Genomic DNA, 13,215 nt, shown 5'->3' on the forward strand with positions numbered 1-13,215 from the left:
ATATTCGGCAAAATTCTTCAGGTTGTGAATGTCACGTGACCCAAGCGTCAATGCGCACTTTGGCCCTTGCATTTAAGCCACGCGTCATTCATGCAGCACTTTATAAATCATTCTGGCCATGACTGAACCCAGTCCCGGTACCAGTTGCAGATCTCGTTCTGAGGCTTTCAGTACGCCCTGAATCCCGCCAAAATGGGTCAGCAGGTCACGACGGCGTTTGGGTCCCAACCCCGGAATCACTTCCAGTACCGATGAGCCACGCTTTTTATCGCGTTTGGCACGGTGTTTGGTAATCGCGAAGCGGTGTGCTTCATCACGTACCTGCTGTATTAGATGCAGTGCTTTATGGTCTTCCGGTAATTGAATTTTACTGCCATCGGTAAAGTGCAGGGTTTCCAGACCAGGCTTACGTCCCTCACCTTTGGACACACCGACCATAAAGGCATCCAGTCCCAGTTCCTGCATGACTTCCATTGCCATGTGCAATTGCCCCTTGCCACCATCAATCAGCAGCAAGTCTGGCAACAGGGCTTTTTTATAACGACGGGTCAGCGCCTGACGCATGGCGGCATAATCATCACCTGCCTGGATATCATGAATGGAAAACTGGCGATAGTCGCGCTTGCGTGCTCCGCCACTGTCAAAGACCACACAGGACGCCACGGTATCTTCGCCCATGGTATGGGAAATATCAAAGCACTCGATCCGGTCTACAGGACGGCCGACCACCTGCTCCAGCTGATGAAAACGCTCATTTAATTCTATATGATTGGCCAGCTTGCCCTGAATCGCGTGCTGTACATTCATCTGCGCCAGTTCCAGCCATTCCGCGCGGGTTTCTCGTACCTTGGACTTGATTTGGATTTTCTTGTCAAAATGCTGCGAGAGTGCTGCTTCCAGTTCCTTGCGGTCAGCGACTTCAACATTGACAATCAGTTCAGCCGGGATTTCATCGGCCACCTGAAAATAAAAATTGGCAATAAAATCGGCCAGCATCTGCCCTAGGTCATCACTGAGCATATCCGGGAAATAACTTTTTCCACCCAACATTTTACCGTTGCGCACATGCATGATCTGCACACAGGTCACCCCGGCCTGATAGGCAATCGACAGGATATCCGCTTCGCCTTTGAGCTTATAGATCGCCTGCTGTGACTGCACCTCTCTTAACAGCGCCATCCGGTCACGATAGAATACCGCTTTTTCAAATTCCAGCGCTTCAGCGGCCGCTTCCATTTTTGCGATCAGTTCCTGATTCAGCTCCTTGGTATCACCCTGCAAAAAGCGGATCGAGTTATCGACATCTGCCTTATAGTCTTCCGGAGAAATAAATCCGACACAGGGCGCAGAGCAGCGTTTGATCTGGTATTGCAGACAAGGACGGGTCCGGTTGGCAAAAAAACTGTTTTCACAGGAACGCACATTGAACAGTTTTTGTAGCACCACCAGAGTATCCCGCGCCGTATAAGCACTCGGATAAGGCCCAAAAAACTTTCCGACCTGATGCTTACCCTTGCCGCGCCCACTGGCTAAACGCGGATAGGGTTTATCTGCCGAAACAAAAATATAGACATAAGATTTGTCATCACGCAGCATGATGTTATACGGCGGATGATGCAGCTTGATCAGGTTCTGTTCCAGCAACAAGGCTTCAGTTTCAGAACGTACCACCAAAGTCTGAATATCATAAATCCGTGCCACCAAGGCCTGGGTTTTAGGATGATCCAATGTTTTGACAAAATAGCTGGAGACCCGGTTTTTCAGATTTTTGGCTTTCCCCACATACAATAATTCGCCGTCTTTACCATACATCCGGTAGACCCCGGGCAAGCTGGTCATATTGGCCAGGATTTTCTCGAGATGGGGGCGTGCGTTTTCGTTCACCTAAAGCCTATTTTTCACATGCAATCTGCAGATATATGTGATGATTATTACGTCATTTTCAAGCGAAAACACAAAATTTCCCTGAAGCTGCCACCTAAAATTAATTATCCAAGCCATCATGCTATTGATCTATATCGCTTTCACCGTGTTCTAATTGCTAAAAGCTCTAAATTTCAAGATATAACTTTGCTATGCTCAAAGGGTCTAGTTTTGAGATGATTCGCATGACCATGCAGCAACCGGGCATCCATATTGTTCAACCATCCACCTCCACACATCACTTGTCTGAACGTGATCGCCTGATTGGCAAACCGCGTTTTCATTTTGAACCCAATAGCGTGATGCTACTGCTACGCGAACGGATTATTGGACAGGATGCAGCCTTAAACGAAATTGAAAAGATGCTGCATGTGGTCAAGGCAGATTTTTCCAGTCCGGATCGCCCACTTTCGGTCACTCTGATGCTCGGCCCAACCGGTGTGGGTAAAACTGAAACCGTGCGTCTGATTGCAGAAGCGATCTATGGTCGCCCGGATGCCTTTTGCCGGATTGATATGAATACTCTGGCACAGGAGCATTATGCCGCGGCTTTGACCGGCGCACCGCCCGGTTATGTGGGATCAAAGGAAGGTCACAGCCTGTTTGATGAAACTGCGATTGCCGGCAGCCATACCCGTCCCGGCATCATGCTGTTTGATGAGCTAGAAAAAGCCAGTAACGAAGTGATTCGAGGCTTGATGAACGTGCTGGATACTGGCCGGCTGACCTTGACAGCGGGCACCAAAACTATCGATTTTCGCAACTGCATGATCTTTATGACCAGCAATATCGGGGCACAGGCCGCTCAGCAATATCTGGACAAACTCAGTTATCTGCCAGAAAAAATGCAAGCCCTGTGTCTGAAGCGCGTACCCATCCAGAACATCATTGAAAAAGTCATGCAACGTAAATTCGACCCTGAATTTCTGAACCGGATTGACCGCAGCCTACATTATCAGGCGGTACAGCATGATGCCCTGCCACGTCTGGTCGAAATTGAACTGGATAAACTGAACAAACGCTTGCAACATCAGCAACGCAGCGTACATTTAAGCGCTGCAGCCAAAGCCTATTTCTATCAGGACCATGATATTCGTTACGGCGCACGACATTTGGGTCGCAAGATACGTACCGAACTGGAACCAATTCTGGCGCTGTATTTTTTAAACCAGCCTGAGCAGTTCAGTCTGCATCTGGACTGTATCGATGGACAGTTGGTGGTTCTGCCTGAGCAGGCAAAAGCTTAAATGATTCAGACTCACTCTCCGTTTTTATGCGATTGAAGCGCCTGCATAAAAGCGGTCTGATTCTTGGGTGAGACCAATACAAATTTCTGCACGCCGTCTTCCGTATAATCAATCCGCAGACGCTTCAAGGATAAGGCTGGCGCAATGATAGAGTGGTCTGTCGGCTGAATGGATTGGATTTCACTTAAGGGAATCTTCCAGCTTAACCACAGGCTTTTTATGGTCAATATCCCATTGTCCACCACATAGCGCGTACTCCATAGCGGCCACCATAGAATAATAATGGTCAGGACATAAACCGTAGTATGCAGCGGATATTGCTGCATGGTCCCTTTGGCCTGCATGGTCAGCAGCAGTTGCAGCAACAGGCCACTCATACAAATCACAAAAGCCAGTAGCCACCAGTCTTTTTTAGAACAAAACACGTGCATCGATATCCCCCATATCTTGGTGCATGATCATCATAAACAATTCCATAGCAGATGACAGGGATTCAACCCGGCAGGATGGAAATTATTTCAAATCACACATCGACAGGATCGTTCTCATTGTTGATCTCATCAGAAAAGTTCAGCAACCCAAATGAGCTACTGCGCTTTTATTTGTGCTGATTGAACACTATCAGCAAAGACCTGAAAGCCCTGCGCTCAGCATGCTTTGAGGCTAAAAATGGCATGTTCAAGGATGGAAATTGACTGAATTGACAAAACTCCGCTAGAAATGCACCTTGAAAATCAGTCACCCTGCTCCATATCTATCAGGCTGATTGATAAAAAATAATGAATTGAAACAAAATCTTTGGTTCATCTGCTTTTAGAAAACTGAAAGGAAAAGTCATAGCTGGTCGGATCAGTCTGGCAGAAATTGATGACCATTGCGTCACGGCTTGATACAACTTGTTATGTTCTTTTTGGATATAGTTATCGTAAGATTAGCGAAGTCAAAAAGTGCGCGGGACATGCGCACTTGCTTCACAACATCAACTTAGAAGTCCTCCAAAATAAAGGAGATCAGGGCATGATCCACGCTGGCAATGCCATTACCGTCCAAATGCTTGAGGACGGGATTGCAGAATTCCGCTTTGACTTACAAGGTGAGTCCGTTAACAAATTCAACCGTGCAACGATTGAAGATTTCAAGGCTGCTATTGAAGCCGTCTCCCATGCCGATATTCAAGGTCTGATTGTGACTTCAGGCAAATCTACATTTATTGTAGGTGCTGATATCACTGAATTCGGCGACAACTTTGCTCAGGGTGAACAAGCGATTGTTGACTGGGCAATGCCAGTACATGAAATTTTTAACAGCTTCGAAGACCTCGACATTCCTAAAGTGGCTGCCATTAATGGCATGGCACTGGGTGGCGGTTTCGAAATGTGCCTGGTGTGTGATTACCGTGTCATGTCAGAACAGGCGCAAGTGGGCCTGCCTGAAATCAAGCTGGGTATCTTCCCGGGCTTCGGTGGTACAGTACGCTTAAGCCGTCTGATCGGTATCGACAACGCGGTAGAATGGATGGCAATGGCCAATCCTAAAAAGCCGGCTGCTGCACTGAAAGACGGTGCAGTCGATGCTGTTGTTCCTGCTGACAAATTACAAGATGCTGCACTTGATCTGGTGAAACAGGCGATTCATGGCCGTTTAGACTGGAAAACCAAGCGTCAGGAAAAACTTGATCCAGTTAAACTCAGCCCAATCGAACAGATGATGGCGTTTAACTCATCGAAAGGCATGGTTTTAGCAAAAGCCAATCCAGCTCAATACCCTGCGCCAAAATTATTACTTGATTCTCTGCAAGCGGGTGCGAGCCTGCATCGTGATGACGCGCTGAAAGCTGAAGCTGAAGGCTTTGCCAAAGCAGCTGTAACACCACAAGCAGGTGCATTGATCGGTTTGTTCCTGAACGACCAGATCGTGAAAAAAACCTCGAAGCGCTATGAAAAAGGTGCGCATCCAGTGAACCAAGCGGCTGTTCTAGGCGCGGGTATCATGGGTGGTGGTATTGCTTACCAGGCGGCAAGCAAAGGCACACCGATCATCATGAAAGACATCGGTAACCAGCAACTTGCTTTGGGTATGAAAGAAGCTAACGGTTTACTGACCAAACAAGTTGAACGTAAGAAGATGAAGCCTGCTCAAATGGGTGAAACTCTTGCGCGCATCCGTCCGACTTTAAGCTATGACGAGTTTAAAGAAGTGGACATCGTGATCGAAGCCGTGACTGAAAATCCAAAAGTCAAAGGCATCGTACTGAAAGAAACTGAATCGAAAGTACGTGAAAACACGATCATTGCATCTAATACTTCTACGATTTCAATCACGCGCCTGGCTGAAAACCTAGAACGTCCTGAAAACTTCGTGGGCATGCACTTCTTTAACCCGGTACATATGATGCCACTGGTTGAAGTGATTCGTGGGGCGAAGACTTCTGACGAAGCGATTGCAACGACTGTAGTACTTGCTCAGAAAATGGGTAAAACACCAATCGTGGTCAATGACTGCCCGGGCTTCCTGGTGAACCGCGTATTGTTCCCTTACTTCGGTGCATTTGACCTGTTGCTTAAAGATGGTGCTGACTTCCAGCAAATCGATAAAGTCATGGAAAAATTCGGCTGGCCAATGGGTCCTGCTTACCTGATGGACGTTGTCGGTATCGACACTGGCGTACATGGTGCAGAAGTCATGGCTGAAGGCTTCCCGGATCGCATGAAACCTGATTTCAAAGGTTCGATTCAGGTGATGTACGAAAACAAACGTCTGGGTCAAAAGAACGACGTTGGTTTCTACAAGTATGAACTTGACCGTAAAGGCAAAAAAGCCAAAGTGGTTGATCCAACTGCGTATGAGCTTGTGGCCTCTGTTGCAACTGCGGAAAAACGTGAATTTGACGCTCAGGAAATCATTGATCGCATGATGCTGGCTTTCTGTAACGAAACTGTTCGTTGCCTGGAAGACAACATTGTAGCCACTGCTGCTGAAGCAGATATGGCCATGATCATGGGTGTTGGTTTCCCTCCATTCCGTGGTGGTCCATGCCGTTACATCGATCAAACCGGTGTAGCTGAGTATGTTGCGCTTTGCAATAAGTATGCGCACCTTGGTAAAGCTTATGAAGCGCCAGAAATGTTGCGCGAAATGGCTGCTAACAACAAAAAATTCTACGGTTAAGGAGCAACGTGAATGGCTACTTTAAATCCACGTGACGTTGTCATCGTTGATGGCGTACGTTCAGCAATGGGTAAAACCAAAAACGGTATGTTCCGCAATGTACGTGCCGACTCGATGTCTGCTGAGCTTGTCCGTGCCCTGCTGGTACGTAACGAATTCGACCCGCATGAAGTTGAAGACGTAATCTGGGGCTGTGTTAACCAAACCCTAGAACAAGGTATGAACATTGCCCGTAATATTGCATTACTGGCAGACCTGCCGAAGACTGTTGCAGGTCAAACGGTGAACCGTCTTTGTGGCTCGTCTATGCAGGCGATTCACACTGCGGCTGCGCAAATTGCAACGAACCAAGGTGATATCTTCATCATTGGTGGTGTTGAGCACATGGGCCATGTCGGCATGATGCACGGCATCGACCTGAATCCTGAAGCGTCTAAGCATTATGCCAAAGCGTCGAACATGATGGGCTTAACTGCTGAAATGTTGGGTCGTATGAACGGCATTAGCCGTGAAGAACAGGATGCGTTCGGTGTGGAATCACATCGCCGTGCCTGGGCTGCGACTGAAAACGGTCTATTCCAGAACGAGATCGTCGGCATTGAAGGGCATAATGCAGATGGCTACAAAATCTTGTGTGATATCGATGAAGTGATCCGTCCAGATGCGAACCTTGAATCGTTCAAATCTTTGCGTCCAGTCTTCGATCCGAAAGGCGGTACAGTAACTGCAGCGACTTCTTCAGCTTTGTCTGATGGTGCTTCTGCCATGTTGTTGATGTCTGCTGAGCGCGCGCAAGCTTTAGGTCTTAAGCCACGTGCTGTAATTCGCTCTATGGCGGTTGCAGGCTGTGATGCTGCGATCATGGGTTATGGCCCTGTTCCGGCAACGCAAAAAGCGTTGAAACGTGCTGGCCTGTCAATTGCTGATATTCAGACTTTTGAACTGAACGAAGCATTTGCGGCACAAGGTTTGTCTGTTCTTAAGGGCTTAGGCATTTATGACAAACAGGATATCGTGAACCATAACGGTGGTGCGATTGCATTGGGTCACCCATTGGGCTGTTCTGGTGCGCGTATCACGACGACTTTGCTGAACGTGATGGAACAACAAGATACGCAAATCGGTCTTGCGACCATGTGTATCGGTCTTGGTCAAGGTATTGCAACCATTATCGAACGTGTTTAATTCTTAATTAAATACTGAGATAAAAGAAACCCCGCTTATTGCGGGGTTTTTTGTCCCTTAAAATTCCCCAATCTAAATAAAGGTAGATGGCAATATTTCCTACATAGCAACAACGCTATAAACCTACTAAGGAAAAAGAAATGGGAAATTTAGCAATAGACTTTAACCATACAGCTACTCTAGCAAGATCAAATATGCCGACCTCGATTGAGAGTTTAAATTTCAGTAAATTAAAATTTAAATTAACATCAGGTAATGAAGCCACCATGTCAAAACAAGTTTGCGAATTTGCAGAGCAAGAATATAAACGTTTTCTAGCGTTAAAATATTTCTATCCAAAAGAAACGCTAGTACCTAATAAACTTGTTGATGAGTTTTGGCATGCTCACATTTTAGATACTCGAAATTACCACATGGATTGCTTAAAAATTTTTGGAGCTTATCTGCACCACTATCCATATTTTGGAATCAATGATGAAGTAGATCAACAAAATTTAAAAAACACCTTCGAACGTACTAAGGAACTTTATGAGTTGTGGTTTGGTCCATATCCTGATTTTACAATAGAAGCACGCTGTGGAGATGATCATGCCTGCCATGCTCCTTCGAGCTGTGCATGTCGAGTACCAGGTGCTTGTAAATAATTCCAATTAACTGGGCAGATTACTGCCCAGTTGCCTTACATAGTGCTTCAACTGCTGTATCTAATTGTAGATCCAATTTCTTAAAAAATTTTGTATCTGCGTTCTTTTCCCACTGCTTATATTCAAGGAAAAAAATATATTTTTTCAATGCATCTTCTTTCTTAACGGTTAATGACCCTTGCTTTGCTCTTTGAATATCTTTTTTTAACCGCTCATAAAAAGAAGCATCTGTATCAGAAAAAGCATCACTGAAAGCTTTTAAGTTTCCTGCATAAACGTCATTAATCAAGTTTAAAAATTTACCCAAATTCGTATTTAAGTTTAATTGAACTACTTCTGTACTAACTACGTGCATTCTTTTATACCTGCTTCAACCACTTCAGTATCTAATTTACCCCACAATGGATATTTTGTATTTTCAACAACATAAGTAGTAAAACATGTACATGTTTTATCAATACGCTCAGCATCCCACTTTTTCTTCTCTAATGCCAAATTAGCCTTACAATTGAGATCAAACTGCCTAACTTGTGTGCCTGTCCAATTTGTTTGTATTTTGGAATAATTAATTTCAGTTGGTCTGAGAGCATCCTTAATCTGATTTATACTTACGCCACCAGCAATCCCGATCATACCTGCGATAATTAAAGTTTTCAGTAAACCAGGTTTAGGCTTTTCTTTATTAATAAAAATTAATGGATTTTTACAAGTTCCACAATGATAAAGACCTTGTTCACCAATCTCATGAAGCTTATTTACTGTATTACAAGATGAGCAAGTAATATATCCATTTGTTTGAAGTTGACCCACTACAATCTCTAAAATAATTATTTGTTTTAAACAATTATAATTCTTAACTAGATGAAATGTTATTCCTTTGTAATTTCAGTTGAATAATCAACCAATAAAACCATATTTATGAATCACTTAAATTTTATAAATGTATGATCAAGCCTCTTTTTTCCTATTTCCTTAAAAGGGTATATATGAACATGCTTAAAACAATGATCGCGACTGCAATCGTAGCGACTTCTGCATCTGCAATGGCAACTGAAGTTCAAGTTGCGCCAGCAACTGTTGTAACCAAAACAACCCAAACTGTTGCTAAAGAAACTGCTGCACCTGTACAAGCGAAAGTTGAAGCGACTCAAGCGACTGTTGCTGCAAATCAACAAGCGGCTGAAACTAAAGCTGAAGCAGTAAAAACAGAAGCGACGACTCAATTAGAAACAGCTCAAGCTACAGCAGAACAACACGTTGAAGCTGCGAAAACTGAAGCAGTAGAAACCAAAGATGCGGCAGCTGAAAAAGCAGAATCAAAAGCTGAGAAAAAAGGCTGGTTCTCTTGGTTCAAGAAAGCTGCTTAAGTTTTTAAAGCATAAAAAAAAGATGTCATCCTGACATCTTTTTTTTGTTTTGGATGATTTAATTTAAATTCAGGAATTAAAAATCCTCAATCTTCTATTCAGCCTTTTGCGCTAGCATCGTGGCAAAATGCTGCTTAATCCGCTGACCTTGTGCATCGACACGGTATAGCTCACCGATATCTTCATTGTATTTCACAATATTCCAGCCCTCATAATACCCTCGCAACTCCCCCGGCTGAAAAGCAAATGGAAAATCGGCTTGTGCCGGAATACCTGGCGTATCCATGGCACAGACAATCAGGTTATAGCCACCCGGCACGGTCGCCTGCTGCATCTGTGCAATCAGCGGTGGAATGGTTTTCGCCTCAAGGAACATCATCACCACGGTACAGTAGATAAAGTCATATTGGCCTGCAATACTGGTATCCGTGTTAAGGTCGCGGCGCTGCACCTGCACATGATCAATCTGTTCCGTCTGTACAATCTGTCTTAAAGTCTGCAAACTGTTTTCGTTGACATCCCAAGCATCGACATTAAAGCCGTTCTGGCTTAAATAAAGCGCATTACGCCCTGTACCGCAGCCGACGTCCAGCGCACGACCACCTTTTAAATAGGGCATGGCGGCCAGCACTTCAGAATGGGTAGGATTCAACTGATATTTCTTGATGAAGTAATCCTCAGGCCGACAGTAAAAACGCAGCTGACATTCGACATCCTCACTGGCAGAAACAATTTTGTGCCAGGCCTCAGGCTCAATAAATGGCGGTTGCTGCTCTGGTGTAAACACATGCTCTGATTGCACCGCACCAGATTCTTCCAGCATGGCAAAACGCAGCTCACCTTTTAATACTGTCAGTTTCGCCCACGTACCCGCTTTGGTATTGTGTTGATTCTTGAAGCCCTGAGGAATACTCTGCTGGTTCCAGACTGGAAGTTCCTTATAACATCTCAACTGTTGCATAATTTTTTGTCCTCCTTATCATCCATGCTCCGCCTGTCATTCTTTTGGCAGCGGTAATTAATTCAGCATAGCCTGTTCAAATCGGAATTGGAATCAGCGCCTGTTTGCGCTGTGCCGATGCAACAGCAAGATCAATACCAGTTTTCTATCAAAATAAAAAAGCTGCCTCTCTTGAGACAGCTCGGTTGTATATCAATGAGGAATATGGCGACTTGATTAATGCAGCAGTTCCGACTTTAGCCAGTTGATGTATTTGTCCTGATCCATAAAATCCGGTGCGCTCCCCAGATCCAGACTGAAATACTGCTGATTGAACTGAATCACAATCTGTTCGGTATAGTGCCAGTCCTCGATCAGCGTGAAATATTGATTCAAGAACAACCGGTTCTTGTCCCCGTTATTCATCCTTTCTAATTTTGGATCTGTTTTATTTGCGACAAACTCACCGTACACCTGCTGAATATCAGCAAAAACCTGAATTGTTTGCATGACTCACCTGCTTGAATGTTATGTCGTGATCTGTGCGACCCCTTCAATTTAGCAAGCGAGTTTGAACAGCAGATGACAGTCCTATGGCAATCCTGTCATCTAGGTCATGCTACAACTTGTTTTCAACCGCTTTCTGATTGGCAGTCGCCACTCGTTCCATCTGTTTATTCAAGTGCAGCATTTCTTTATACAGCGCATTAAATTCTTGCACGGCTTTATCGTCATAGAACATAAAGGTGTTATTTTTCTTTTGCCATTTATGCTTTTTCAGTACTGTAAATAAGGCATCGGCCTTGGCCAGAGTCTGTTTTTCAATTTCAAAAATGACATGTGCATTACTATTTTGCTGACTGTCTTTCAGGGTCAGGCTCAGTTGCTGGCGATAACGGTTTTTAATATCCAGTTGCTGCGCCTTGTCGATCAGCTCGGCATCGCGCTGCTGGATTTTCTGCTGATAGCTGTTCACAATTTGATGGACTTGCTTGAGCATGGCTTCAGTTTCTTTATAGCCTTGTGCCTGATCCTTGGCCAAGCGGTCGATATTCAGAAAATTCTGCCAGTTGGCGGCTTTTAAGTCGCGTAGATACTGATTGCGTTCCTCGGCACTGTCGCGCAATTGCCCCAGCATAAATTCTGCCATGATGGCATAGTCACCATCCAGACGGTCATCCTCAAGCTTAATTTGAATCGGTTTAGACCAGTCCTGTGCCTGCTGCGCAATGCTCTCGGTTTTTTCTTCGAGCACGGTTTCATATTCGAGCAGCTCGGCCTGATGTTTTTGCTGAACCGAATTCTGATAAAACAGCCCAATAAAAATTGCCAGTGTCACAGCGGCTACAATCATAAAAACACGCGGCATGTATACGCTCCAGCTCTGTCAGTCAGATCTTGTTGATTTACATCCACTATGCTTATTTTTTAAACACAATTCAAGGCATTTGATTTTTCCAATAATATGTCTAGCTTAGACAGAAATTGCTCCCCTCACAAAGCTACCCTTTCCCAGCACACTATTTGTCGATCTCGTTGCATGGCAGATTTAATAAGCTCGTTTAACAAAGTTATCTAGACCGACAGGCGCACATTATGGGGAATTAAATGGCAGGCTCAGATTCAGCCGGTTCGGATCGAATTGTTCCCGAACAATATTCACATTGGTGGCATCGCGGTTAATTCCAAAAGGTTGCAGCAGTACATATACCCCATTTCTTGGGTCTGAAGACTGCAAGCCCTGTGCGATGGCCAATACATATTCGCGAAACACCACAGGCAAGCTATCCAGATCAGGATCGGCAGGTGCACGCATCACATCAATATTCGCCACTATGTCGCCGTCCACGCTATAAGCCTGAATTTCACGTTCAATTTTCATCAGGCGCATTTGTAGTGCTTTACGCTGGCTGTTCTGTTCCTGATAAGGCAACATTTTTTCAGTCACGGCGCGCAGTTCCGGTTCCGCCATGACGGTCAGAGTCGGCAACACCACTGAATCAGCAGCAGGCGCAGCATGGCTTAATATCGGTAGGCTAAAAGTAGTACAGGCCGTAAGAAAGCCGAGTTTAATTGGTGTTAGGAGATTCATCATTTTCACCCTCGTTTGGAAAAGGGAAAGCGTCAAAGCTAAATCTTACAAATAATGCCAGTGCCTATTGTTAAGTTTGATAAACGGTCAATGATGCATAAAAAGGCAGGAAACGTCGAAAAAGAAGAAATTGAAACAACTGAATAATAGAAAAGAATGCTGATCTGGCTTTGGTGCAGGCAAAAAAAAATCCCCAAACCAAGTTTGAGGATTTTTTGTATATGGTGGCGAGACCCAGGATCGAACTGGGGACACACGGATTTTCAATCCGTTGCTCTACCTACTGAGCTATCACGCCGATGCGGTGTATTAAGCCGTATCTAGCCTCATTAGTCAATCAAAATTATGAAAAAAATATTTGAGTGGCTGATTTTTGGCCTAAAAAAAATCCCTGATGGGATCAGGGATTGAAAACTTTGAAATCGTTTTAAAATATGGTGGCGAGACCCAGGATCGAACTGGGGACACACGGATTTTCAATCCGTTGCTCTACCTACTGAGCTATCACGCCGATGTCGCGTATTAAACAGTTTCAGTTGTAAATCGTCAAGAGCAGAGAGAATAATTTTCTTCAAATGTTTACTTTTCCATCAACTCGCGTCAATTTGAGTCATAAATCGAACAGTGTTTACCAAAGACCTCAGCAATA

At 44.7% G+C, this 13,215-nt stretch carries 13 protein-coding genes and 2 tRNA genes; 5 read left to right on the plus strand and 10 right to left on the minus strand.

What is annotated here, in order from left to right:
* Nucleotides 1–84: 84 nt before the first annotated feature.
* Entirely contained in the window at nt 85–1,884 is a 1,800-nt protein-coding gene (gene uvrC, locus BFN00_RS13530; protein ID WP_071852122.1) for an excinuclease ABC subunit UvrC, read from the minus strand.
* Nucleotides 1,885–2,108: 224 nt separating this feature from the next.
* Between uvrC and BFN00_RS13535 the strand changes: the two genes are divergently transcribed.
* The gene (locus tag BFN00_RS13535; RefSeq protein ID WP_071852132.1) at nt 2,109–3,170 is read left to right on the plus strand and encodes an AAA family ATPase; all 1,062 of its coding nucleotides are present in this window, start codon (nt 2,109–2,111) and stop codon (nt 3,168–3,170) included.
* A gap of 11 nt (nt 3,171–3,181) precedes the next feature.
* Here BFN00_RS13535 and BFN00_RS13540 read toward each other — a convergent pair whose 3' ends face one another.
* The gene (locus BFN00_RS13540) at nt 3,182–3,601 is read right to left on the minus strand and encodes a PH domain-containing protein (protein ID WP_071852123.1); all 420 of its coding nucleotides are present in this window, start codon (nt 3,599–3,601) and stop codon (nt 3,182–3,184) included.
* Between the two features lie 586 nt (nt 3,602–4,187).
* On the opposite strand from BFN00_RS13540, the gene fadB reads away from it, so the two are divergent.
* From fadB to BFN00_RS13555, 3 genes are all read left to right on the plus strand, one after another.
* Nucleotides 4,188–6,338, plus strand: a complete 2,151-nt coding sequence (fadB, locus tag BFN00_RS13545) for a fatty acid oxidation complex subunit alpha FadB (RefSeq protein WP_071852124.1) — start codon at nt 4,188–4,190, stop codon at nt 6,336–6,338.
* 12 nt (nt 6,339–6,350) lie between these two features.
* Nucleotides 6,351–7,523, plus strand: a complete 1,173-nt coding sequence (gene fadA, locus BFN00_RS13550; protein WP_005108092.1) for an acetyl-CoA C-acyltransferase FadA — start codon at nt 6,351–6,353, stop codon at nt 7,521–7,523.
* 140 nt (nt 7,524–7,663) lie between these two features.
* The gene (locus BFN00_RS13555) at nt 7,664–8,167 is read left to right on the plus strand and encodes a glycine-rich domain-containing protein (RefSeq protein ID WP_005108093.1); all 504 of its coding nucleotides are present in this window, start codon (nt 7,664–7,666) and stop codon (nt 8,165–8,167) included.
* A 19-nt stretch (nt 8,168–8,186) separates the two neighbouring features.
* Here the strand turns inward: BFN00_RS13555 and BFN00_RS13560 are convergent, their stop codons facing one another.
* Both BFN00_RS13560 and BFN00_RS13565 read right to left on the minus strand, forming a co-directional pair.
* Nucleotides 8,187–8,522 (minus strand): hypothetical protein, encoded by a 336-nt coding sequence (locus tag BFN00_RS13560; protein WP_071852125.1) that lies wholly within the window; start codon nt 8,520–8,522, stop codon nt 8,187–8,189.
* Nucleotides 8,513–8,977: a hypothetical protein gene (locus tag BFN00_RS13565; RefSeq protein WP_071852126.1), complete on the minus strand. Its 465-nt coding sequence runs from the start codon at nt 8,975–8,977 to the stop codon at nt 8,513–8,515. Before BFN00_RS13565 ends, BFN00_RS13560 begins: the two co-directional genes overlap by 10 nt.
* A gap of 176 nt (nt 8,978–9,153) precedes the next feature.
* Between BFN00_RS13565 and BFN00_RS13570 the strand changes: the two genes are divergently transcribed.
* Complete coding sequence (locus BFN00_RS13570) at nt 9,154–9,534, plus strand: hypothetical protein (protein WP_071852127.1); 381 nt, start codon at nt 9,154–9,156, stop codon at nt 9,532–9,534.
* A 94-nt stretch (nt 9,535–9,628) separates the two neighbouring features.
* On the opposite strand, the gene tehB is transcribed toward BFN00_RS13570, so the two are convergent.
* From tehB to BFN00_RS13600, 6 genes are all read right to left on the minus strand, one after another.
* Complete coding sequence (gene tehB / locus BFN00_RS13575) at nt 9,629–10,495, minus strand: SAM-dependent methyltransferase TehB (protein WP_071852128.1); 867 nt, start codon at nt 10,493–10,495, stop codon at nt 9,629–9,631.
* A 216-nt stretch (nt 10,496–10,711) separates the two neighbouring features.
* Entirely contained in the window at nt 10,712–10,984 is a 273-nt protein-coding gene (locus BFN00_RS13580) for a hypothetical protein (RefSeq protein WP_071852129.1), read from the minus strand.
* A gap of 109 nt (nt 10,985–11,093) precedes the next feature.
* Entirely contained in the window at nt 11,094–11,843 is a 750-nt protein-coding gene (locus BFN00_RS13585) for a hypothetical protein (RefSeq protein ID WP_071852130.1), read from the minus strand.
* Between the two features lie 225 nt (nt 11,844–12,068).
* Nucleotides 12,069–12,566 (minus strand): hypothetical protein, encoded by a 498-nt coding sequence (locus BFN00_RS13590; RefSeq protein ID WP_071852131.1) that lies wholly within the window; start codon nt 12,564–12,566, stop codon nt 12,069–12,071.
* Nucleotides 12,567–12,788: 222 nt separating this feature from the next.
* Nucleotides 12,789–12,864: transfer RNA gene (locus BFN00_RS13595), tRNA-Phe, on the minus strand.
* Nucleotides 12,865–13,001: 137 nt separating this feature from the next.
* A tRNA-Phe gene (locus BFN00_RS13600) sits at nt 13,002–13,077 on the minus strand.
* Nucleotides 13,078–13,215 lie beyond the last annotated feature (138 nt).

The organism is Acinetobacter sp. AR2-3, from assembly GCF_001878775.1.
In the GTDB taxonomy this organism is placed as follows: domain Bacteria; phylum Pseudomonadota; class Gammaproteobacteria; order Pseudomonadales; family Moraxellaceae; genus Acinetobacter; species Acinetobacter lwoffii_D.

Excerpts from the sequence above, each read along its gene's own strand:
- BFN00_RS13535 (WP_071852132.1), top strand. The coding sequence starts at position 2,109 with ATGACCATGCAGCAACCGGGCATCCATATTGTTCAACCATCCACCTCC.
- BFN00_RS13540 (WP_071852123.1), bottom strand. The coding sequence starts at position 3,601 with ATGCACGTGTTTTGTTCTAAAAAAGACTGGTGGCTACTGGCTTTTGTG.
- fadB (WP_071852124.1), top strand. The coding sequence starts at position 4,188 with ATGATCCACGCTGGCAATGCCATTACCGTCCAAATGCTTGAGGACGGG.
- fadA (WP_005108092.1), top strand. The coding sequence starts at position 6,351 with ATGGCTACTTTAAATCCACGTGACGTTGTCATCGTTGATGGCGTACGT.
- BFN00_RS13555 (WP_005108093.1), top strand. The coding sequence starts at position 7,664 with ATGGGAAATTTAGCAATAGACTTTAACCATACAGCTACTCTAGCAAGA.
- BFN00_RS13560 (WP_071852125.1), bottom strand. The coding sequence starts at position 8,522 with ATGCACGTAGTTAGTACAGAAGTAGTTCAATTAAACTTAAATACGAAT.
- BFN00_RS13570 (WP_071852127.1), top strand. The coding sequence starts at position 9,154 with ATGAACATGCTTAAAACAATGATCGCGACTGCAATCGTAGCGACTTCT.
- tehB (WP_071852128.1), bottom strand. The coding sequence starts at position 10,495 with ATGCAACAGTTGAGATGTTATAAGGAACTTCCAGTCTGGAACCAGCAG.
- BFN00_RS13580 (WP_071852129.1), bottom strand. The coding sequence starts at position 10,984 with ATGCAAACAATTCAGGTTTTTGCTGATATTCAGCAGGTGTACGGTGAG.
- BFN00_RS13585 (WP_071852130.1), bottom strand. The coding sequence starts at position 11,843 with ATGCCGCGTGTTTTTATGATTGTAGCCGCTGTGACACTGGCAATTTTT.
- BFN00_RS13590 (WP_071852131.1), bottom strand. The coding sequence starts at position 12,566 with ATGAATCTCCTAACACCAATTAAACTCGGCTTTCTTACGGCCTGTACT.